Below are 18,813 nucleotides of genomic sequence, written 5' to 3' on the forward strand. Positions count from 1 at the left end.
AAGCTAGTATAATGGCAAGAGATCTCAGACTAACACGTAATATAGGTATCGCAGCACACATCGATGCCGGAAAAACTACTACTACTGAAAGGATTTTATACTATACAGGTGTAAGTCATAAATTAGGTGAAGTTCATGATGGTGCAGCTACAATGGACTGGATGGAGCAAGAGCAGGAAAGAGGTATTACTATTACCTCCGCAGCTACTACTGTATTCTGGCCTTATAAAGATGAAGAATATCATATTAATATTATCGATACTCCAGGTCACGTTGATTTTACTGTTGAGGTAAATAGATCATTAAGAGTATTAGATGGTTTAGTTTTCTTGTTTAGTGCTGTTGATGGTGTTGAACCTCAATCAGAAACTAACTGGAGACTAGCTGATAATTATAATGTTTCCAGACTTGGTTTCGTTAACAAAATGGACCGAGATGGGGCTGATTTCTTAAACGTGTGTAAACAGGTTAAAGAAATGTTAGGTACTAAGTCAGTACCATTGCAATTGCCTATCGGTGCAGAAGGTAATTTCAAGGGAGTAGTTGATTTAGTGGAAATGAAAGCCTTTGTTTGGAACGAAGAAGATCAAGGTATGACTTGGGAAGAGGTAGAGATACCTGCTGACATGCAAGATGAAGTAAGCGAATATCGTGAGCACTTATTAGAGTCAGTTGCAGAGTATGACGAATCTTTAATGGAGAAATACTTTGAAGATCCTGAGTCTATAAGCAAAGATGAAGTGATTGCTGCATTAAGAGCTGCTACTTTAGATTTGGCATTTGTTCCGATGTTGTGTGGTTCTGCCTTTAAAAACAAGGGTGTTCAAACTTTATTGAACTATGTGATGGAACTTTTACCTTCTCCATTAGATAGAGATAAAATTGTTGGAACCAACCCTGATACTGACGAGCCAACCTCTAGAAAGCCAACGTCAGATGATCCGTTTGCAGCATTAGCATTTAAAATCGCTACTGATCCATTTGTAGGTCGTTTATGCTTTGTTAGATCTTATTCAGGAACATTAGATTCAGGTTCTTATGTATTCAATACAAGAACTAACAAGAAAGAAAGAATTTCTAGAATCTTTCAAATGCACGCTAATAAACAAAACCAAATTGATACACTTCATGCTGGTGATATTGCTGCAGTTGTAGGATTTAAAGATATAAAAACAGGGGATACACTTTGTAACGAGAAACATAAAATTATTCTTGAATCAATGAATTTCCCTGAGCCAGTTATTGGCTATGCTATTGAGCCTAAAACTCAAGCAGATGTTGACAAGATGGGTATGGCGATTGCTAAATTAGTGGAAGAGGATCCAACTCTTTTAGTAAACACTGATGAAGAAACTGGTCAAACAATCCTAAGAGGTATGGGAGAGTTGCACTTAGATATCATCATGGATCGTTTGAAAAGAGAGTTCAAGGTTGATATTAACCAAGGGGCGCCACAGGTAGCGTACAAAGAAGCAATAAGTACTTTGGTTGACCATAAGGAGGTTTATAAAAAGCAATCTGGTGGTAAAGGTAAATTTGCAGACATCGTCTTTAAGTTGTCTCCAGCAGAACCTAATGAAAAGGGTGAGATTGAACCTGGATTACAATTTGATAATAAAATTACTGGTGGTGTAATCCCTAAGGAATTTATACCGGCAATTCAAAAAGGATTCACAGAGGCTATGTCAAATGGTCCTTTAGCTGGATATCCAATTGAAGCAATGAAAGTTGAATTATATCATGGAAGTTTCCACGATGTCGATTCAGATGCATTATCTTTTGAATTAGCGGCAAGAATTGGTTTTAAAGAGGCTGCGAAAAAAGCTGGCCCCCAATTGTTAGAGCCTGTTATGAAAGTAGAAGTACTTACTCCAGAAGAATATACTGGTTCAGTTACTGGTGATTTGAATAAGAGAAGAGGATTAATGAAGGGAATGGATCCTAAAGGTGCAGCGCAAGTAATTAGAGCTGACGTTCCATTGTCTGAATTATTTGGATATGTTACTGACTTAAGAACAATTAGTTCTGGTAGAGCAACTGCATCCTTAACTTTTTCACACTATGACCCAGTTCCTCGAAATATTGCGGAAGAAGTAATTGCAAAATCTAAAGGGGAGACTGTTAAATAATTAGGAATCATGAATCAGAAAATTAGAATAAAGTTAAAATCATACGATCACAATTTAGTAGACAAGTCTTCTGAGAAAATTGTGAGAGCTGTAAAAACAACAGGTGCAGTAGTGAGTGGTCCAATTCCTTTGCCTACTGAGAAAGAAATTTTTACAGTATTGCGTTCTCCGCACGTGAATAAAAAATCTCGTGAACAATATCAACTATGTACGTTCAAAAGACTAGTAGATATTTATTCAAATAGCGCTAAAACAGTTGATGCTTTAATGAAACTTGAGCTTCCTAGTGGAGTTGATGTTGAGATAAAGGTGTAATTGAATATTATTTAAAATTAGAAAAACCAATGGTCTGGATATCATTGGTTTTTCTTTTTTATAATTTTGTATTTTTTAATGTTGTAAGTTTTGTAGCTTATAATATTTTACTAACTTTGCAGTCCTTTCGGGAAAAGCTACGGTAAAACCCGTTAAAAGGTTGTTAATCAAATTAATAATGTCAGGAATAATAGGAAAGAAAATCGGAATGACTAGCATCTACGGTGTCGATGGACGAAATGTCGCATGCACGGTGATAGAGGCTGGTCCTTGTGTGGTTACACAAGTAAAAAAAGAGGAAACCGATGGTTATTCTGCTATTCAATTGGGCTATGAAGAGCGCAAGGAGAAGAATACACCAAAAGCATTGCAAGGGCACTTTAAAAATGCTCAAACAACGCCTAAGAAAAAGCTAGCTGAGTTTCGTGAATACGAAGGTTATGACACTTTCGTAGATAACTACAGTCTGGGTCAAACCGTGACTATCAGTGATGTTTTTGAAGAAGGTGATTATGTAGATGTTGCAGGTTCTTCAAAAGGTAAAGGATTCCAAGGTGTTGTAAAACGTCATGGTTTCGGTGGAGTTGGTCAAGCAACTCATGGTCAGCATAATAGACAAAGAGCGCCTGGTTCAATAGGTGGTGCTTCTTATCCGGCAAGAGTATTTCCGGGTATGCGTATGGCTGGTAGAACAGGAGGGGAAAGAGTTAAAAATACTAACTTAAGAGTATTGAAACTTATCCCTGAGAAAAACTTACTATTAGTGAGTGGATCAATACCGGGTGCTAAAAATTCATTTGTAATAATAGAGAAATAAAGATGGAGCTTTCAATTTTAAAACATACAGGCGAAGACACCGGAAGAAAAGTTTCTTTATCGGATGCCATCTTTGATATAGAGCCTAATGATCACGCTATTTACTTAGATGTGAAACAGAAAATGGCTAATGCGAGACAAGGAACGCATAAATCTAAAGAGAGAGCAGAAATTTCTGGTTCAACTAGAAAGATCAAAAAGCAAAAAGGTACTGGTACAGCCCGTGCGGGTAGTATTAAGTCTCCGATTTTTAAAGGTGGTGGTAGAGTATTTGGTCCAAGACCAAAAGACTACAGCTTTAAATTAAATAAGAAGTTAAAGGTAGTTGCTAGAAAATCTGCTTTAACTTATAAAGCAAAAGATCAGATGATATCTGTGCTTGAAGGCTTTACTTTTGACGAAGTAAAAACTAAAAGCTATTTAGAAATGCTGACTAAGTTGTCTTTAAATGATAAAAAGACACTTTTAGTTCTTCCAGAAATCGATAAGAACGTTGTTCTTTCTGGTAGAAATGTTAAAAATACGCAAGTAACTACAGTTGATTCATTAAATACGTATGATGTACTTCATGCTGATCAGTTGCTATTCGTTGAAGGTTCTATAGAGAAAATTGAAAACTTATTTAAGTAAAAGATATGAGCGTTTTAATAAAACCACTTGTAACGGAAAAAGTCTCAGCCCTCAACGAAACAGGTAAATATGGATTTGTTGTAGATATTAATGCAAACAAAATCCAAATTAAAGCTGAGGTTGAAAAAACTTACGGTGTAAACGTAGAGAGCATCAATACTATGAAGTATTTAGGCAAACAAAAATCTCGTTACACTAAGTCTAGGATTCTTACTGGTAGAAAACCTAGTTTCAAAAAAGCAATTGTAACTGTAGCAGAAGGAGAGGTAATCGATTTCTACAGCGAAATTTAATGATCTGAAAAATGGCAGTTAAAAAATTAAGACCAGTTACAGCTGGACAAAGATATAGGTTAGCACCGGTTTATACTGAGCTAAGTAAAGTGGCTCCTGAAAAGTCATTGCTTGCTCCAAGTAAGAAATCAGGTGGAAGAAACAATTCCGGACGTATGACTATGCGCTACTTAGGTGGTGGTCATAAACAAAGTTTGAGAATTGTTGACTTTAAGAGAAACAAATTTAACATCCCTGCTAAAGTTGCTACTTTGGAGTATGATCCGGGAAGAACAGCTTTTATTGCTTTATTGCATTATGCTGACGGTGAAAAAAGATACATTTTAGCACCAAATGGTTTGAAAGTTGGTGAAACTATTGTGTCTGGTAAGGGCATCGCTCCTGAAGTAGGAAATGCATTGCCACTATCTGATATACCATTAGGAACAATAGTGCATAATATTGAAATCAAGCCTGGTGCAGGTGGAGCTATGTCAAGAAGCGCTGGTTCTTATGCACAGTTATTGGCTAGAGATGGTAAATACGCAACATTGAAATTACCCTCTGGCGAGATGAGATTAGTATTGGCAACTTGCATGGCAACGGTTGGTACTGTTTCAAATGCCGATCACATGATTGTGAAGTTAGGTAAGGCAGGCCGTAAGCGTTGGTTAGGTCGTAGACCTAGAACAAGAGCGGTTGTTATGAACCCAGTTGATCACCCAATGGGTGGTGGTGAAGGTAAGTCTTCAGGAGGTCACCCAAGATCAAGAAAAGGTTTATTGGCGAAAGGTTTAAAAACCAGAACGCCTAAGAAATATTCCAATAAATTAATTATCGGTAAAAAGAAATAATAGATGGCTAGATCGTTAAAAAAAGGACCTTATATCGACTTTCGTCTTGAAAAGAAAGTTGATAATATGAATGACTCCGGTAAGAAATCGGTTATCAAAACTTGGTCAAGAAGATCTATGATTTCTCCTGATTTTGTTGGTCATACTTTTGCAGTTCACAACGGGAATAAGTTTATCCCTGTTTATGTAACTGAAAACATGGTAGGACATAAGCTAGGTGAGTTTTCTCCTACTAGAAACTTCAGGGGTCATATAAACAAAAAAGATAAAGGTAAGAGATAATGGAAGCAATAGCTAAATTAAATAACGTACCTACGTCTCCTCGAAAAATGAGGATGGTAGTGGATCTTATCAGAGGTGAAAAAGTGAACCGTGCTTTAAATATTCTTAAGTTTGAATCTAAGCATGGAGCAGCTAGAGTTGAAAAATTATTGCTTTCTGCAATTGCCAACTGGCAACAAGCTAATCCAGAATTAGATCTTGAAGATGCAGATTTATATGTGAAATCTGTACAAGTTGACGGTGGTAGAGTTTTAAAAAGATTAAGACCTGCACCTCAAGGTAGAGCTCATAGAATTAGAAAAAGATCAAACCATGTAACTTTGATTGTTGACAGTGCTGCGGATCAAGCGGTATTGGCTGAAACTGATAACGCTGAAAATAAATAACAATGGGACAGAAAGTTAATCCAATAGGTTTTCGTTTAGGTATCGTTCGCGGTTGGGAATCCAACTGGTACGGAGGAAAAGGTTTATCTTTTTCTGATAAGCTAATAGAAGATCAAAAAATCAGAGAATATATATTAGCACGTATTCCAAAAGGTGGAATCTCTAAAATTGTTATCGAAAGAACTTTAAAAAGAATCACATTGACCGTACATACTGCTAGACCAGGTGTTGTTATCGGTAAAGGTGGTAGTGAAGTTGATAAATTAAAAGAGGAGCTTAAGAAGTTGACAGGTAAAGATGTTCAAATTAATATTTTTGAGATCAAAAGACCTGAGTTAGACGCCAAATTAATTGGGGAGTCTATCGCACAACAATTGAAAGCGAGAATTTCCTACAGAAGAGCAATGAAGCAAGCAATTGCTTCCGCTATGAGAGTAGGAGCTCAAGGTATAAAAATTAAAGTTTCAGGTCGTTTAGGCGGGGCTGAAATGGCACGAACTGAGATGTATAAAGAAGGTAGAATTCCTTTGCATACATTGAGGGCAGATATCGACTATGAAATAACTGCTGCACATACAATATATGGTACTATTGGTGTGAAAGTATGGGTTTTCAAAGGAGAGGTTTTCGGCAAGAGAGACTTGTCGCTTAATGTTGGGGCAGGCGCACCTGGTAATAAAGGTGGTGGCCCGGCTAATAATAGAAGAAGTGAACGTCCTAAAAGAAAGCGTAAATAAGCGCTTTCTTGGTAAAAGATTTTTAAAAAATGTTACAGCCAAAAAGAACAAAATTTAGGAAAAAGCAAAAAGGTAGAGTAAAAGGAATTGCTCAAAGAGGGCATAGAATTGCCTTTGGAAGTTTTGCTTTAAAGTCACTGGAGCCGGGTTGGATTACCAGTAGACAGATAGAGGCAGCAAGGATTGCCATGACTAGAGCTATGAAAAGGCAAGGTCAGGTTTGGATCAGAATTTTCCCTGATAAACCAATTACAAAAAAGCCTGCTGAAGTAAGGATGGGTAAAGGTAAAGGTGCTCCTGAGTATTGGGTAGCAACTGTTAAGCCTGGAACCATTATGTTTGAAGCTGGTGGTGTATCTATGGCGGATGCTAAAGAAGCACTTAGACTAGCTGCGCAAAAATTGCCTGTGAAAACCAAGTTTTCAGTTAGAAGGGATTACTCAGAAAATATAGTATCATGAAAAACACTGATATTAAAAAATTATCCATTGACGAGCTCAATGAGAATATTAAAGTTGAAGGACAAAAACTTCACAAGTTAAAGTTTGCGCACGCAATTTCTCCTATTGAGAATCCTATGCAAATCAGAGATACTCGTAAGAATATTGCTCGTTTGCAGACTGAACTAAGAAGTAAAGTACTTGCTAAATAATTGCTAAGATGGAAAGAAACCTTAGAAAGGAAAGAGTAGGGTTAGTTGTTAGTAACAAAATGGATAAGTCCATTACCGTTTCTGTAGAAAGAAAGGTTAAACACCCTATGTATGGTAAATTCGTAAAGAAAAATACCAAATTCATGGCTCATGATGAGGCTAATGATTGTACGATTGGCGATACCGTCAGAATACAAGAAACTAGACCCTTGAGCAAGAATAAAAAATGGAGATTAGTAGAAATCGTAGAAAGAGCTAAATAACCATGATACAACAAGAATCAAGATTAAGTGTAGCGGATAATAGTGGTGCCAAAGAGGTATTGTGTATCCGTGTATTGGGCGGTACTAAGAAAAGGTATGCTTCCATTGGTGACAAAGTGATTGTAACTGTTAAGTCTGCTCTTTCTTCAAGTAGTTTGAAAAAAGGTACCGTTTCTAGAGCTGTAATTGTACGTACTAGAAAAGAGGTAAGAAGAAAAGATGGTTCATATATTCGCTTTGAAGATAATGCAGCTGTATTATTGAACCCTAATGATGAGCCAAGAGGTACTCGTATTTTCGGACCTGTTGCTAGAGAATTGCGTGAAAAGCAATTCATGAAAATTGTTTCTTTAGCACCTGAAGTATTATAATATTATGGAGAGGAGAAAAAACAAACAAAAGAAATTTCATATCCGCAAGGGTGACACTGTTAAAGTTATTGCTGGTAATGCTAAAGGCAAAACAGGCAAAGTGTTAGAAATGATAGGCGAGAAAGATAGAGCGATAGTTGAAGGAGCTAATGTTGTAACAAAACATAATAAACCTTCTGCTAATAGCCCTCAAGGTGGTATTGATAAAGTGGAAGCACCAATCCACATCAGTAATTTGATGTTGGTTGATCCTGCAACAGGTGATGCTACTAGAACTGGTCGTAAACTTGACGATAAAGGTAAATTGCAAAGATATTCAAAAAAAACGGGGGAGGTAATCAACAATGGCTAATCCAAGAATAAAAGAATTATACCTGGGTGAAATAATTCCCGCTTTGAAAGAAAAGTTTCAATATAGCTCTGCTATGGAAGTTCCTAAGCTTACAAAAATTGTAATTAATAAAGGTATCGGAGCAGCTACAGCTGATAAGAAACTTGTTGATACTGGCGTTGAGGAATTGACGATGATAACAGGTCAAAAAGCTGTACCTACTTACGCAAAAAATTCAATTTCGAATTTTAAGTTAAGAGAAGGAATGCCGATTGGAGCTAAAGTTACACTAAGAGGTGAAAGAATGTATGAATTCTTAGACAGATTATTGTCTGTTTCTTTACCACGTGTACGTGACTTCCAAGGAGTAAAAGATAAAGGTTTTGACGGAAGAGGTAATTATACTCTTGGTGTTAAAGAACAAATTATTTTCCCGGAAATTAGTATTGATAAAGTATCAACAATCTCCGGTATGGATATTACATTTGTAACCACTGCAAATTCGGATGAAGAAAGCTATGAGTTATTGAAAGCTTTCGGAATGCCATTTGCCAGTAAAAACAATAAATAATTATGGCTAGAAAAGCAGTAATTGCCAGAGAAAAGAAAAGAGAAAGATTAGTCGCTAAATATGCAGCCAAAAGAGCTGAGCTAAAAGCAAATGGCGACTATGAGGCTTTAGATAAATTACCTAAAAATGCATCTCCAGTAAGATTACATAACAGATGTAAATTAACTGGTCGTCCAAAAGGATATATGCGTAAATTTGGAATCTCAAGGGTGACTTTCCGTGAAATGGCTTCACAGGGAAAAATACCAGGGGTAACCAAAGCAAGTTGGTGATTTTTAAAATTTTATTTTTATAAACAAATTAATTTCTTAACTTTGCACGCCTGTTTCGGCAGGGCAAATAGAAATTATAATTAATTAAGAGATGGTAACTGATCCAATAGCTGATTTTCTTACAAGGGTTCGTAATGCTATAAAAGCAAGACACCGAATCGTAGAAGTACCGGCATCAAACTTGAAAAAGAGTATGACCAAAGTACTTCATGAAAAAGGTTATATCCTGAATTATAAATTTGAGGAAGATAACGCACAAGGTAACATTAAAATTGCCTTGAAATATGATCCTGAAACAAAAACTCCAGCTATTTCTAACTTGGAGAGAGTATCAAAACCAGGGCTAAGGAAATACTCTGATTCTGAAAACTTGCCAAGAGTTTTAAATGGTTTGGGTGTTGCAATTATGTCAACCTCAAAAGGAGTAATCACTGATAAAGAAGCAAGAACGCTTAAAATTGGTGGTGAAGTATTGTGCTACGTATATTAAAGAATAGAAATGTCACGAATAGGTAAAAGTCTTATAAATCTACCTCAAGATGTAACACTTGAAATTGCTAAGGATAACTTAGTAACGGTAAAGGGTTCTAAAGGTACTTTAACACAGCAAGTTGATTCTGCTATTTCTGTTAAAAATACAGAAGGTGTAATACAGCTAGAAAGAGCTACAGAATCTAAAAGACATAAAGCTATGCACGGTTTGTACAGAGCTTTATTGAATAATATGGTTACTGGAGTATCTGAAGGCTACAAAAAGCAATTAGAACTTGTAGGTGTAGGTTACAAAGCTACAGTTCAAGGAAATATTTTAGAGTTAAACTTAGGTTATTCTCATAGTATATTTTTAGGATTGCCTGAAGAGGTGAAAGCTACTGCTGAAACGGTTAAAGGACAAAATCCTATCGTTACTTTAGAAAGCTTTGATAAACAATTAATTGGACAAGTAGCTGCTAAAATCAAGTCCTTACGTACAGTTGAACCGTACAAAGGAAAAGGAATTAGATTTGTTGGTGAACAAGTTAGACGTAAAGCAGGTAAAACTGCCGCTAAATAATATTAAAAATGGCTATTAGTAAACAAGATAGACGAGCTCGAATTAAATTAGGAATTCGTAGAAAGATTTCCGGAACTGCTGAAACACCTCGTTTGACGGTATTTAAAAGTAACCGTGCCATTTATGCACAAGTAATCGATGATTTGAAAGGTCATACTTTGGTTGCAGCTAATTCATTAGAATTAGGAGCTAAAAGTAACGCTGACATCGACACTGCTTCTAAGGTTGGAGAAACTCTAGCTGAAAGAGCTAAGGATGCTGGTATCAAAGCAATTGTTTTTGATAGAGGTGGTTACAGATTTCATGGTAGAGTAAAAGCATTGGCTGACGGTGCTCGTAAAGGTGGCTTAAAATTCTAAAAATATGTCTCAGAGTAATATAAAATCTGTTAGAGCAAGCGAAATCGAACTGAAAGAGAAAGTAGTAGCCATTAAAAGGGTTGCTAAGGTTGTGAAAGGTGGTAGAAGATTTAGCTTCTCTGCAATCGTGGTTGTAGGAGATGGTAATGGTGTAGTAGGGTACGGATTGGGTAAAGCCAATGAAGTAACTGATGCGATTACTAAAGGAATTGATGATGCTAAAAAGAATTTGGTAAAAGTACCTATTCTTAAAGGTACTGTTCCGCATGAACAAATTGGTAAATATAGTGGCGGTTTCGTATTAGTGAAACCAGCTTCACCAGGTACTGGTGTAATTGCTGGTGGTGCAATGCGTGCTGTTTTCGAAAGTGCTGGTGTTCATAACGTTTTAGCAAAATCTAAAGGTTCTTCTAACCCACATAACGTAGTGAAAGCTACTTTTGATGCGCTACTTAAATTAAGAGATCCTTATACTGTAGCGAAAGATAGAGGAATTGCACTTTCTAATGTATTTAATGGGTAATTACAATGGCTAAGAAAATTAAGGTAACACAAACCAGAAGTGTAATAGGAAGACCTAAAAACCAGAAGCTTACAATTGAGGCTTTAGGTTTAGGAAGAATTAATAAAACAGTGACTAAAGATTCAACTCCTCAAATCGAAGGAATGTTGAGAAAAGTAGCTCACTTAGTTAATGTAACTGAAGGATAAGATGAAATTACATACATTAAAACCAGCAGAAGGTTCTATTAAAGATAGAAAGCGTATTGGTAGAGGTCAGGGTTCTGGTGCTGCCGGTACTGCAGGAAGAGGTCATAAAGGAGCTAAATCTAGAAGTGGATATTCTTCAAAACAAGGTTTTGAAGGTGGACAAATGCCATTGCAAAGAAGAGTTCCTAAGTTTGGTTTCAATAACATCAATAGAGTTAACTACAAAGCTATTAACTTGAGTGATTTACAAACGCTTCAAGAAAAATATAGTGTTGACACTATTGATCTAGATTTATTGAAAAGCAAAGGACTTGTTGCTAAAAATGACTTGGTTAAAATTTTAGGAAACGGAACCTTGAAGGCTAAATTGAATGTTACTGCTAATGCATTTTCGAAAACTGCATTAGAGGCAATCGAGAAAGCTGGAGGAACTGCATCAAAAATATAATATGAATCGTTTTTTTTCTACCATAAAGAATATTTTCTCCATAGAGGAGCTTAGAGATAGAATTTTAAATACCATTGGGTTTTTAATTATATTCCGTTTAGGCTCTTTCGTGGTTTTACCTGGTGTGGATCCTTCTAAGTTGTCAGGAGATGCCCAAGGTATTTTTGGCCTTTTAGATACCATTTTAGGTGGGGCATTTTCAAATGCATCCATCTTTGCATTAGGTATTATGCCATATATCTCTGCTAGTATCGTTATACAGCTTTTAACAGTAGCTGTTCCTTACTTTCAGAAAATGCAAAAAGAAGGTGAGTCTGGTAGGAAGAAAATTACACAAATTACTAGAGTATTGACCATCGCCATCACCTTCGTTCAAGGTGTAAGTTATGTAGCTGGAACTATTCCAAGTGAAGCTATTATGATGAGTCAGACGTTCTTTACTTTCACTTCTGTTATTGTCTTAACCGCAGGTACAATTTTTTGTATGTGGTTGGGTGAGAAAATCACAGATAAGGGTATTGGAAACGGTATTTCTATGCTAATTATGATAGGAATTATTTCTCGATTCCCTGGGTCAATAGTTGCTGAAGCAATTACTTTAGGAATGAGTGGTTTATTATTCTTCATTCTTGAAATTGTAGCTTTATTCTTCGTGGTTATGGTAACAGTAATGTTAGTTCAGGCTACAAGAAGAATACCAGTACAATACGCAAAGCAAGTCGTAGGAGGAAGAGTATATGGTGGTCAACGTCAGTACATTCCTTTAAAAGTGAATGCATCAGGTGTAATGCCGATTATATTTGCACAGTCTTTAATGTTCTTACCTGCTTTGTTAGCAAACCTATGGGCAGATGATAGTGATACTGCTGCTTATATTGGTAATGTATTCTCTGATTTCCAGAGCTGGCAATATAACTTGACATTTGCTTTATTAATTATAGTATTTACTTTCTTATATACAGCTATTACGATTAATCCTAGTCAAATAGCTGATGATATGAAAAGAAATGGTGGTTTCGTTCCGGGTATTAAACCAGGTAAAGAAACTTCTGATTTTATAGATAATATTTTAACTAAAATAACTTTACCAGGCTCCATATATTTAGCACTTATTGCAATTTTACCTGCATTCGTTGCTAGAGCTGGAGTAGGTACTCAGTTCTCTCAATTCTTTGGTGGAACATCCCTAATCATTATGGTTGGTGTGATCCTAGATACCTTACAACAAATTGAGAGTTATTTATTGATGCGTCATTATGAAGGAATGATGAAATCTGGTAAAGTAAAAGGTAGTTCATCACAAAGAACAGCAGTAGCTTAATTTATTAATTATGGCAAAACAAAGTTCAATAGAGCAAGATGGAACAATAACGGAAGCGTTATCAAACGCTATGTTTCGTGTTGAATTAAGTAATGGTCATGAGGTAATAGCTCATATTTCGGGGAAAATGAGAATGAATTATATTAAAATTCTTCCTGGAGATAAAGTAAAGTTAGAGATGTCACCTTATGATTTAACAAAAGGTAGAATAGTATACAGATACAAATAAAAAGATTATGAAAGTTAAAGCTTCAATCAAAAAGAGAAGTGTTGATTGTAAAGTAGTCCGAAGAAACGGTAAGCTTTATGTGATCAACAAGAAGAATCCACGTTTCAAACAAAGACAAGGGTAATTATGGCAAGAGTTTCCGGAGTAGATATTCCTGATAATAAAAGGGGAGTTATATCATTGACCTACATATTTGGTCTAGGTAGAAGTTCATCAGCAAAGATTTTAGAAATGGCTGGTGTTGACGCTGATAAAAAAGTAAGTGATTGGACTGATGACGAAGCGAATAGCGTAAGAACTGTCATTAGTGAAAACTTCAAAACTGAAGGTGTTTTAAAGTCTGAAGTTCAAATGAGCATCAAGCGATTATTGGACATTGGATGTTACAGAGGTTTACGTCACAGAAAAGGGCTTCCATTAAGAGGACAGAGAACTAAAAATAACTCTCGTACTCGTAAAGGAAAGAGGAAGACTATTGCAAATAAAAAGAAAGCTACTAAGTAATCATTAGATCATGGCTCAAAAGAGAAAAGATAAAGCTAAAAAAAGAGTTGTTAATGTTGAAGCTATCGGACAAGCACACATCAGAGCTTCGTTCAATAACATCATCATTTCATTGACAAACTCTACAGGTCAAGTTATTTCCTGGGCATCTGCCGGAAAGATGGGATTTAAGGGTTCTAAAAAGAACACTCCATATGCTGGACAAGTAGCAGCTCAAAATGCTGCGCAGACTGCCTATGATTTAGGTCTTAGGAAAGTTGAAGTATATGTAAAAGGACCTGGAGCAGGTAGAGATTCTGCTATCAGAACTATACAGAATACTGGTATTGAAGTAACGGTGATTAAAGATGTTACTCCATTACCACATAATGGATGTCGTCCACCTAAAAGACGTAGGGTTTAATTCATCGCTTAAGTAATTAAAGAAAATGGCTAGATATAAAGGACCAAAATCCAAAATAGCAAGAAGGTTTAATGAACCAATTTTTGGTGCAAGTAAAGCATTATCCAAAAAAGCTTATCCTCCTGGGCAACATGGCAGAGGAAGACGTAGAAAACAGTCTGAATATGCTGTACAGCTTATGGAAAAGCAAAAGGCTAAATACACTTATGGTGTATTAGAAAAGCAATTTGCTAACTTATTTGATAAAGCTTCTAGAAAGAAAGGTATTACTGGTGAGGTATTACTTCAATTGTTGGAAAGCAGATTAGATAATGTTGTTTTCAGATTAGGTATAGCACCTACTAGAAGAGCAGCAAGACAATTGGTAGGTCATAAACATATTTTGGTAAATGGTGAGATATTAAATATCCCATCTTACCAAGTAAAAGAAAGTGATGTGATTGGTGTTAGAGAGAAGTCAAAATCTTTAGAGGCTATTACTGATAGTCTTTCATCTAATACAGCATCAAAGTATTCTTGGTTAGAATTTGATAAGTCTTCAATGTCAGGAAAATTTGTTAATATTCCTCAAAGAGAAGATATTCCAGAGAATATTAATGAGCAACTAATTGTCGAGTTGTACTCAAAATAAACAGTTAATTTAAAGAAATTTTATAATATGTCCATTTTAGCATTCCAAATGCCTGAAAAGGTTGCAATGGAAAAAGCAGATGATTTTCACGGGCTTTTTACATTCAAACCATTAGAAAAAGGATATGGTGTTACTGTAGGTAATGCCCTAAGAAGAATTTTGTTATCTTCACTTGAAGGTTATGCTATAACAGGTATTAAAATTCCTGGTGTATTGCATGAGTTCTCTGCAGTGGAAGGTGTAGTTGAGGATGTTTCTGAACTAATTCTAAATCTTAAAATGGTAAGATTTAAGAAAATAGCTGAAACTGCTGATAACAAAATTAACATTTCTCTAAAAAATACTAAGGAATTCAAAGCTGGTGATATAAATAAATTCACAACTTCTTTTGAAATCTTAAATCCAGATTTATTGATTTGCCATATGGATGAATCAATCAATTTTGAGATAGAACTAACTATCGAAAAGGGTAGAGGATATGTTTCTTCTGAAGAAAACAATGTTGTTGATCAAGCTACGGACTATATTGCGATTGATTCAATTTTTACCCCGATTAAAAACGTTAAGTATAGCGTTGAGAATACAAGGGTAGAGCAAAAAACTGATTACGAACAATTAGTTTTGGATATTGAAACTGATGGTAGTATTCATCCGGAAGTAGCATTGAAAGGTGCAGCAAATATCCTGATTAAACACTTCATGTTGTTTTCTGATCAAAACATGGTATTGGATGCTGGTGGATCTGATGAGCCTGAAGCTGTAGATGAGGAAATGTTGCATATGCGCAAATTGCTTAAAACAGCTTTAAATGACTTAGATCTTTCCGTTAGAGCTTACAATTGCTTGAAAGCTGCTGATGTTAAATCATTAGGAGACTTAGTAGCACTTGAAATCTCCGATATGATGAAATTCAGGAATTTCGGTAAGAAATCTTTAGCTGAATTAGAGCAATTGGTAGCTGATAAAGGTTTAACCTTTGGAATGGATTTATCCAAATACAAACTTGACGAAGAATAAGGACAATGAGACACGGTAAGAAATTTAATCATTTAAGTAGAACTGCTTCCCATAGAAATGCGATGTTATCTAACATGGCAGGTTCTTTAATCCTTTCTAAAAGGATTACAACCACTGTTGCGAAAGCAAAAGCATTAAGGAAGTATGTTGAGCCTTTATTGACGAAGTCTAAAGAGGATACTACTCACAATAGAAGAATCGTTTTCTCTTCTTTGAAAAATAAAGAAGTACTTAAAGAGCTTTTTGACGAAGTAGCTACTAAAATTGCAAACAGACCTGGAGGTTATACTAGAATTATCAAGTTGGGATCTAGATTAGGTGATGATGCTGAAATGGCATTAATCGAATTGGTAGATTACAACGAGATGTTATTAGGTGGAGAGAAGAAGGAGAAGAAAACTACTAGAAGAAGCCGTAGAGGTGGTGGTTCTAAATCTGCTTCTGCAAAATCTGAAAGCACTTCAACTGAAGCAAAAGAAACTAAAGAAGCAGCTCCTAAGAAAGAAGCCAAAAAAGAAGAGACTCCAAAAGCTGAAGCTAAAGAGGAAGAAGCTCCTAAGGCTGAAACTAAAAAGGCTGAAGCTAAGAAAGAGGAAGCTCCTAAAGCTGAGAAAAAAGAAACTAAATCTGACGATAAAGCAGATGAGAAAAAGGGAGATGAATAATCTTTCTACTAATAGATTTAATAAAAGGGATTGGATATTTATTCAATCCCTTTTTTTTATTTATTTTTGTCTCACAATAAAAATAGCTCCATTTCATTTTCAATTTCAGAATGATATCTGATGAAGTATAAAAACAAAAACAAAGCAATTTTACTTTTAGAAGACGGAACTGTCTTCCACGGCAAATCAATCGGTTTTTCAGGTACTAAGGGTGGTGAAATCTGTTTCAATACAGGAATGACAGGTTATCAAGAAGTATATACCGATCCATCATATTATGGTCAGATCATGGTAAATACTAATGCACACATAGGTAACTATGGTGTTCATCCTGATGAGTCTGAATCTGATAGTCCCAAAATATTTGGGGTGGTTATCAATGCCTTTTCTGATGATTACAGCAGAGGTCAAGCAGTTGATAATCTCAATAATTATCTGATTAAGCATGAAATTCCTGGGATTTGCGATGTGGATACACGAAAGATTGTGAGGCATATCCGTAACAAAGGAGCAATGAATGCTATTATTTCTTCTGAAATATCTGATATAGATGAATTGAAGAGGGAATTAGCCAAAGTCCCTTCAATGGAAGGATTAGAACTTTCCTCTTATGTTTCTACCAAAGAGCCTTATGAAATGGGGCTAGAAGGGGGTATTAAATTAGCTGTGATGGATTACGGTATAAAAAGTAGCATCCTAAAGCAGTTAATCCAAAGAGGATTTAGGTGTAAAGTATTTCCATCGAATGCTACTTTCAAAGATACGGAGGAATGGAATCCTCAAGCCTACTTTTTGTCAAATGGCCCAGGTGATCCGGGCGTGATGACAGATGCTATTAATAATAGTAAGCAAATAATTGAAAGCGGTAAGCCTTTATTTGGTATTTGTTTAGGACATCAGTTAATTGCATTAGCAAATGGAATTAAGACCTTTAAAATGCATAATGGGCATAGAGGTTTGAATCAACCAGTGTTGAATACAGAATCTGGCAGAAGTGAGATTACTTCTCAAAATCATGGGTTTAGTATAGTAACTGAAGATGTAGAAAAATCTTCCTTAGTAGTAGCCACGCATTTAAATCTAAATGATAACACAGTGGAAGGACTAAGAATGAAGGATAAGAAAGTGTTTTCAGTACAATACCATCCGGAATCTTCTCCAGGCCCCCATGACTCCAGGTATTTATTCGACCAATTTATTTCACTAATCAACTAATAAAACTATGAGTATAATAGAAAACATTCACGCAAGACAAATATTGGATTCAAGAGGAAATCCAACAGTAGAAGTTGAAGTATTTACAACTAATGGAGGTTTTGGAAGAGCAGCAGTTCCATCTGGTGCAAGTACTGGTATACACGAAGCTGTTGAATTAAGAGATAAAGATAAATCCATTTTCATGGGAAAAGGGGTTTTGAAAGCTGTTGATAATGTAAATGGCGCCATTGCAGAAGAGCTAATAGGTTTTTCTGTATTTGAGCAAAATCTTATCGACAAAATCATGATTGAATTAGATGGTACTGAAAACAAAGCTAAATTAGGTGCTAACGCTATATTAGGTGTTTCCATGGCATGTGCTAAAGCTGCAGCTCAGCTTTCAGGTCAGTCTTTGTATAGATATATCGGTGGGGTAAATGCTAATACATTACCAGTTCCTATGATGAATATCTTGAACGGAGGTAGTCATGCGGATAATAAAATTGATTTTCAGGAATTTATGGTAATGCCTGTTAATGCTGAATCATTTTCTGAAGCTTTAAGAATGGGGACTACAGTGTTCCATCACTTGAAAGAAGTATTGAAAAGCAAAGGCTTGTCTACCAATGTTGGAGATGAAGGTGGTTTCGCACCAAATATCGAATCCAATGATCAGGCTATCGAGGTGGTATTAACCGCTATTGAAAAAGCTGGTTTCAAGCCAGGTGAAGATATCTTTATTGCATTAGATGCAGCAGCTTCTGAATTTTATGATGAAGGCAAAAAGAAATATGTGTTTGAAAGTACTGGTGAAGAGCTGACTTCTGATGAGATGGTAGCTTATTGGAAAAACTGGTGCGATAAATACCCTATTCTTTCAATTGAGGACGGAATGCAAGAAGACGATTGGGAAGGTTGGGAAAAACTAACCCGTGAAATCGGTAGAACTGTTCAGTTGGTAGGAGATGATCTTTTCGTTACTAACACAAAGAGATTACAAAGAGGTATTGACGAGAAAATCGGAAATTCAATTCTGATTAAAGTAAACCAAATTGGTACTTTAACCGAAACTATCAATGCCATCAGAATGGCGGACAAAGCCTCTTATAAAAATATCATTTCTCACCGTTCTGGGGAGACAGAAGATACTTTTATTGCTGATTTAGCAGTAGCTATGGGTTCAGGTCAAATTAAGACTGGTTCTGCTTCTCGTTCTGATAGAATGGCGAAGTACAATCAATTATTAAGAATTGAAGAAGAATTAGGTGAAATGGCTTATTTCCCTGGTATTAACTTCTAAAATTATACATTTTCATTAAAAGGCTATTGGTGTATTCGCCAATAGCCTTTTTTACTTTTAGGCGAAATCATTTTTTTATATTACTTTTAATGT

Annotated in this window: 32 protein-coding genes; all 32 read left to right on the plus strand. The window is 35.8% G+C overall.

Annotation, left to right across the window (positions count from 1 at the left end; all coding sequences use genetic code 11):
- Positions 1-11 precede the first annotated feature (11 nt).
- The 32 genes from fusA (at position 12) to eno (ending at position 18,720) form a co-directional block, all read left to right on the plus strand.
- Entirely contained in the window at positions 12-2,129 is a 2,118-nt protein-coding gene (gene fusA / locus ABWH96_RS06360) for an elongation factor G (RefSeq protein WP_375580642.1), read from the plus strand.
- A 9-nt stretch (positions 2,130-2,138) separates the two neighbouring features.
- Positions 2,139-2,444 carry a 30S ribosomal protein S10 gene (gene rpsJ, locus ABWH96_RS06365; RefSeq protein ID WP_013455150.1) on the plus strand — a complete coding sequence of 102 codons (306 nt, stop codon included), beginning with the start codon at positions 2,139-2,141 and terminating at the stop codon, positions 2,442-2,444.
- A 178-nt stretch (positions 2,445-2,622) separates the two neighbouring features.
- Positions 2,623-3,261, plus strand: coding sequence for a 50S ribosomal protein L3 (gene rplC, locus ABWH96_RS06370; RefSeq protein ID WP_375580643.1), 639 nt, complete (start codon positions 2,623-2,625; stop codon positions 3,259-3,261).
- A 2-nt stretch (positions 3,262-3,263) separates the two neighbouring features.
- Positions 3,264-3,890: a 50S ribosomal protein L4 gene (gene rplD, locus ABWH96_RS06375; RefSeq protein WP_375580644.1), complete on the plus strand. Its 627-nt coding sequence runs from the start codon at positions 3,264-3,266 to the stop codon at positions 3,888-3,890.
- Between the two features lie 5 nt (positions 3,891-3,895).
- Positions 3,896-4,183 carry a 50S ribosomal protein L23 gene (rplW, locus tag ABWH96_RS06380; RefSeq protein WP_375580645.1) on the plus strand — a complete coding sequence of 96 codons (288 nt, stop codon included), beginning with the start codon at positions 3,896-3,898 and terminating at the stop codon, positions 4,181-4,183.
- An 11-nt stretch (positions 4,184-4,194) separates the two neighbouring features.
- Complete coding sequence (rplB, locus tag ABWH96_RS06385; RefSeq protein ID WP_375580646.1) at positions 4,195-5,016, plus strand: 50S ribosomal protein L2; 822 nt, start codon at positions 4,195-4,197, stop codon at positions 5,014-5,016.
- A gap of 3 nt (positions 5,017-5,019) precedes the next feature.
- Positions 5,020-5,298: a 30S ribosomal protein S19 gene (gene rpsS, locus ABWH96_RS06390; protein ID WP_303272012.1), complete on the plus strand. Its 279-nt coding sequence runs from the start codon at positions 5,020-5,022 to the stop codon at positions 5,296-5,298.
- The gene (rplV, locus tag ABWH96_RS06395; RefSeq protein WP_375580647.1) at positions 5,298-5,684 is read left to right on the plus strand and encodes a 50S ribosomal protein L22; all 387 of its coding nucleotides are present in this window, start codon (positions 5,298-5,300) and stop codon (positions 5,682-5,684) included. The genes rpsS and rplV overlap by 1 nt, the downstream gene beginning before the upstream one ends.
- 2 nt (positions 5,685-5,686) lie before the next feature.
- Positions 5,687-6,421 carry a 30S ribosomal protein S3 gene (rpsC, locus tag ABWH96_RS06400; RefSeq protein ID WP_375580648.1) on the plus strand — a complete coding sequence of 245 codons (735 nt, stop codon included), beginning with the start codon at positions 5,687-5,689 and terminating at the stop codon, positions 6,419-6,421.
- A 29-nt stretch (positions 6,422-6,450) separates the two neighbouring features.
- Positions 6,451-6,882 (plus strand): 50S ribosomal protein L16, encoded by a 432-nt coding sequence (gene rplP / locus ABWH96_RS06405; RefSeq protein ID WP_013455158.1) that lies wholly within the window; start codon positions 6,451-6,453, stop codon positions 6,880-6,882.
- The gene (gene rpmC, locus ABWH96_RS06410) at positions 6,879-7,073 is read left to right on the plus strand and encodes a 50S ribosomal protein L29 (protein ID WP_375580649.1); all 195 of its coding nucleotides are present in this window, start codon (positions 6,879-6,881) and stop codon (positions 7,071-7,073) included. The genes rplP and rpmC overlap by 4 nt, the downstream gene beginning before the upstream one ends.
- Positions 7,074-7,081: 8 nt before the next feature.
- Entirely contained in the window at positions 7,082-7,336 is a 255-nt protein-coding gene (gene rpsQ / locus ABWH96_RS06415) for a 30S ribosomal protein S17 (RefSeq protein ID WP_375580650.1), read from the plus strand.
- 2 nt (positions 7,337-7,338) lie between these two features.
- The gene (rplN, locus tag ABWH96_RS06420) at positions 7,339-7,707 is read left to right on the plus strand and encodes a 50S ribosomal protein L14 (RefSeq protein WP_375580651.1); all 369 of its coding nucleotides are present in this window, start codon (positions 7,339-7,341) and stop codon (positions 7,705-7,707) included.
- A 4-nt stretch (positions 7,708-7,711) separates the two neighbouring features.
- Positions 7,712-8,059, plus strand: coding sequence for a 50S ribosomal protein L24 (gene rplX / locus ABWH96_RS06425; protein ID WP_375580652.1), 348 nt, complete (start codon positions 7,712-7,714; stop codon positions 8,057-8,059).
- On the plus strand, positions 8,052-8,609 hold the full coding sequence (rplE, locus tag ABWH96_RS06430; protein ID WP_375580653.1) for a 50S ribosomal protein L5: 558 nt from the start codon (positions 8,052-8,054) through the stop codon (positions 8,607-8,609). The genes rplX and rplE overlap by 8 nt, the downstream gene beginning before the upstream one ends.
- A 2-nt stretch (positions 8,610-8,611) precedes the next feature.
- Positions 8,612-8,881: a 30S ribosomal protein S14 gene (gene rpsN / locus ABWH96_RS06435; protein WP_013455164.1), complete on the plus strand. Its 270-nt coding sequence runs from the start codon at positions 8,612-8,614 to the stop codon at positions 8,879-8,881.
- 91 nt (positions 8,882-8,972) lie between these two features.
- Positions 8,973-9,371, plus strand: coding sequence for a 30S ribosomal protein S8 (gene rpsH / locus ABWH96_RS06440; RefSeq protein ID WP_375580654.1), 399 nt, complete (start codon positions 8,973-8,975; stop codon positions 9,369-9,371).
- Positions 9,372-9,380: 9 nt separating this feature from the next.
- Positions 9,381-9,935 (plus strand): 50S ribosomal protein L6, encoded by a 555-nt coding sequence (gene rplF / locus ABWH96_RS06445; protein ID WP_375580655.1) that lies wholly within the window; start codon positions 9,381-9,383, stop codon positions 9,933-9,935.
- Positions 9,936-9,943: 8 nt separating this feature from the next.
- Positions 9,944-10,294 carry a 50S ribosomal protein L18 gene (rplR, locus tag ABWH96_RS06450; RefSeq protein ID WP_375580656.1) on the plus strand — a complete coding sequence of 117 codons (351 nt, stop codon included), beginning with the start codon at positions 9,944-9,946 and terminating at the stop codon, positions 10,292-10,294.
- Between the two features lie 4 nt (positions 10,295-10,298).
- A complete protein-coding gene (gene rpsE, locus ABWH96_RS06455; protein ID WP_013455168.1) occupies positions 10,299-10,817 on the plus strand; it encodes a 30S ribosomal protein S5 in 519 nt (172 codons plus the stop codon).
- A gap of 5 nt (positions 10,818-10,822) precedes the next feature.
- The gene (gene rpmD, locus ABWH96_RS06460; protein WP_375580657.1) at positions 10,823-11,005 is read left to right on the plus strand and encodes a 50S ribosomal protein L30; all 183 of its coding nucleotides are present in this window, start codon (positions 10,823-10,825) and stop codon (positions 11,003-11,005) included.
- Position 11,006: 1 nt separating this feature from the next.
- On the plus strand, positions 11,007-11,453 hold the full coding sequence (gene rplO, locus ABWH96_RS06465; RefSeq protein ID WP_375580658.1) for a 50S ribosomal protein L15: 447 nt from the start codon (positions 11,007-11,009) through the stop codon (positions 11,451-11,453).
- A 1-nt stretch (position 11,454) separates the two neighbouring features.
- Complete coding sequence (gene secY / locus ABWH96_RS06470) at positions 11,455-12,774, plus strand: preprotein translocase subunit SecY (protein ID WP_375580659.1); 1,320 nt, start codon at positions 11,455-11,457, stop codon at positions 12,772-12,774.
- A gap of 10 nt (positions 12,775-12,784) precedes the next feature.
- Positions 12,785-13,003: a translation initiation factor IF-1 gene (infA, locus tag ABWH96_RS06475; protein ID WP_013455172.1), complete on the plus strand. Its 219-nt coding sequence runs from the start codon at positions 12,785-12,787 to the stop codon at positions 13,001-13,003.
- Positions 13,004-13,010: 7 nt separating this feature from the next.
- Complete coding sequence (ykgO, locus tag ABWH96_RS06480; RefSeq protein WP_013455173.1) at positions 13,011-13,127, plus strand: type B 50S ribosomal protein L36; 117 nt, start codon at positions 13,011-13,013, stop codon at positions 13,125-13,127.
- 2 nt (positions 13,128-13,129) lie between these two features.
- The gene (rpsM, locus tag ABWH96_RS06485) at positions 13,130-13,507 is read left to right on the plus strand and encodes a 30S ribosomal protein S13 (RefSeq protein WP_375580660.1); all 378 of its coding nucleotides are present in this window, start codon (positions 13,130-13,132) and stop codon (positions 13,505-13,507) included.
- 10 nt (positions 13,508-13,517) lie between these two features.
- The gene (gene rpsK, locus ABWH96_RS06490) at positions 13,518-13,910 is read left to right on the plus strand and encodes a 30S ribosomal protein S11 (protein WP_013455175.1); all 393 of its coding nucleotides are present in this window, start codon (positions 13,518-13,520) and stop codon (positions 13,908-13,910) included.
- 25 nt (positions 13,911-13,935) lie between these two features.
- On the plus strand, positions 13,936-14,541 hold the full coding sequence (gene rpsD, locus ABWH96_RS06495; RefSeq protein WP_375580661.1) for a 30S ribosomal protein S4: 606 nt from the start codon (positions 13,936-13,938) through the stop codon (positions 14,539-14,541).
- A 27-nt stretch (positions 14,542-14,568) separates the two neighbouring features.
- Positions 14,569-15,558, plus strand: a complete 990-nt coding sequence (locus ABWH96_RS06500) for a DNA-directed RNA polymerase subunit alpha (RefSeq protein WP_375580662.1) — start codon at positions 14,569-14,571, stop codon at positions 15,556-15,558.
- 5 nt (positions 15,559-15,563) lie between these two features.
- Positions 15,564-16,223, plus strand: a complete 660-nt coding sequence (gene rplQ, locus ABWH96_RS06505; protein ID WP_375580663.1) for a 50S ribosomal protein L17 — start codon at positions 15,564-15,566, stop codon at positions 16,221-16,223.
- Positions 16,224-16,343: 120 nt separating this feature from the next.
- A complete protein-coding gene (gene carA / locus ABWH96_RS06510) occupies positions 16,344-17,438 on the plus strand; it encodes a glutamine-hydrolyzing carbamoyl-phosphate synthase small subunit (protein WP_375580664.1) in 1,095 nt (364 codons plus the stop codon).
- Between the two features lie 7 nt (positions 17,439-17,445).
- On the plus strand, positions 17,446-18,720 hold the full coding sequence (gene eno / locus ABWH96_RS06515) for a phosphopyruvate hydratase (RefSeq protein ID WP_375580665.1): 1,275 nt from the start codon (positions 17,446-17,448) through the stop codon (positions 18,718-18,720).
- Positions 18,721-18,813 lie beyond the last annotated feature (93 nt).

It is taken from the genome of Marivirga tractuosa (assembly GCF_042140215.1).
Lineage (GTDB): Bacteria > Bacteroidota > Bacteroidia > Cytophagales > Cyclobacteriaceae > Marivirga > Marivirga tractuosa_A.

Bases quoted from the DNA above. Each gene is read 5' to 3' on its own strand.
- fusA (WP_375580642.1), top strand. From the start codon at position 12: ATGGCAAGAGATCTCAGACTAACACGTAATATAGGTATCGCAGCACAC.
- rpsJ (WP_013455150.1), top strand. From the start codon at position 2,139: ATGAATCAGAAAATTAGAATAAAGTTAAAATCATACGATCACAATTTA.
- rplC (WP_375580643.1), top strand. From the start codon at position 2,623: ATGTCAGGAATAATAGGAAAGAAAATCGGAATGACTAGCATCTACGGT.
- rplD (WP_375580644.1), top strand. From the start codon at position 3,264: ATGGAGCTTTCAATTTTAAAACATACAGGCGAAGACACCGGAAGAAAA.
- rplW (WP_375580645.1), top strand. From the start codon at position 3,896: ATGAGCGTTTTAATAAAACCACTTGTAACGGAAAAAGTCTCAGCCCTC.
- rplB (WP_375580646.1), top strand. From the start codon at position 4,195: ATGGCAGTTAAAAAATTAAGACCAGTTACAGCTGGACAAAGATATAGG.
- rpsS (WP_303272012.1), top strand. From the start codon at position 5,020: ATGGCTAGATCGTTAAAAAAAGGACCTTATATCGACTTTCGTCTTGAA.
- rplV (WP_375580647.1), top strand. From the start codon at position 5,298: ATGGAAGCAATAGCTAAATTAAATAACGTACCTACGTCTCCTCGAAAA.
- rpsC (WP_375580648.1), top strand. From the start codon at position 5,687: ATGGGACAGAAAGTTAATCCAATAGGTTTTCGTTTAGGTATCGTTCGC.
- rplP (WP_013455158.1), top strand. From the start codon at position 6,451: ATGTTACAGCCAAAAAGAACAAAATTTAGGAAAAAGCAAAAAGGTAGA.
- rpmC (WP_375580649.1), top strand. From the start codon at position 6,879: ATGAAAAACACTGATATTAAAAAATTATCCATTGACGAGCTCAATGAG.
- rpsQ (WP_375580650.1), top strand. From the start codon at position 7,082: ATGGAAAGAAACCTTAGAAAGGAAAGAGTAGGGTTAGTTGTTAGTAAC.
- rplN (WP_375580651.1), top strand. From the start codon at position 7,339: ATGATACAACAAGAATCAAGATTAAGTGTAGCGGATAATAGTGGTGCC.
- rplX (WP_375580652.1), top strand. From the start codon at position 7,712: ATGGAGAGGAGAAAAAACAAACAAAAGAAATTTCATATCCGCAAGGGT.
- rplE (WP_375580653.1), top strand. From the start codon at position 8,052: ATGGCTAATCCAAGAATAAAAGAATTATACCTGGGTGAAATAATTCCC.
- rpsN (WP_013455164.1), top strand. From the start codon at position 8,612: ATGGCTAGAAAAGCAGTAATTGCCAGAGAAAAGAAAAGAGAAAGATTA.
- rpsH (WP_375580654.1), top strand. From the start codon at position 8,973: ATGGTAACTGATCCAATAGCTGATTTTCTTACAAGGGTTCGTAATGCT.
- rplF (WP_375580655.1), top strand. From the start codon at position 9,381: ATGTCACGAATAGGTAAAAGTCTTATAAATCTACCTCAAGATGTAACA.
- rplR (WP_375580656.1), top strand. From the start codon at position 9,944: ATGGCTATTAGTAAACAAGATAGACGAGCTCGAATTAAATTAGGAATT.
- rpsE (WP_013455168.1), top strand. From the start codon at position 10,299: ATGTCTCAGAGTAATATAAAATCTGTTAGAGCAAGCGAAATCGAACTG.
- rpmD (WP_375580657.1), top strand. From the start codon at position 10,823: ATGGCTAAGAAAATTAAGGTAACACAAACCAGAAGTGTAATAGGAAGA.
- rplO (WP_375580658.1), top strand. From the start codon at position 11,007: ATGAAATTACATACATTAAAACCAGCAGAAGGTTCTATTAAAGATAGA.
- secY (WP_375580659.1), top strand. From the start codon at position 11,455: ATGAATCGTTTTTTTTCTACCATAAAGAATATTTTCTCCATAGAGGAG.
- infA (WP_013455172.1), top strand. From the start codon at position 12,785: ATGGCAAAACAAAGTTCAATAGAGCAAGATGGAACAATAACGGAAGCG.
- ykgO (WP_013455173.1), top strand. From the start codon at position 13,011: ATGAAAGTTAAAGCTTCAATCAAAAAGAGAAGTGTTGATTGTAAAGTA.
- rpsM (WP_375580660.1), top strand. From the start codon at position 13,130: ATGGCAAGAGTTTCCGGAGTAGATATTCCTGATAATAAAAGGGGAGTT.
- rpsK (WP_013455175.1), top strand. From the start codon at position 13,518: ATGGCTCAAAAGAGAAAAGATAAAGCTAAAAAAAGAGTTGTTAATGTT.
- rpsD (WP_375580661.1), top strand. From the start codon at position 13,936: ATGGCTAGATATAAAGGACCAAAATCCAAAATAGCAAGAAGGTTTAAT.
- ABWH96_RS06500 (WP_375580662.1), top strand. From the start codon at position 14,569: ATGTCCATTTTAGCATTCCAAATGCCTGAAAAGGTTGCAATGGAAAAA.
- rplQ (WP_375580663.1), top strand. From the start codon at position 15,564: ATGAGACACGGTAAGAAATTTAATCATTTAAGTAGAACTGCTTCCCAT.
- carA (WP_375580664.1), top strand. From the start codon at position 16,344: ATGAAGTATAAAAACAAAAACAAAGCAATTTTACTTTTAGAAGACGGA.
- eno (WP_375580665.1), top strand. From the start codon at position 17,446: ATGAGTATAATAGAAAACATTCACGCAAGACAAATATTGGATTCAAGA.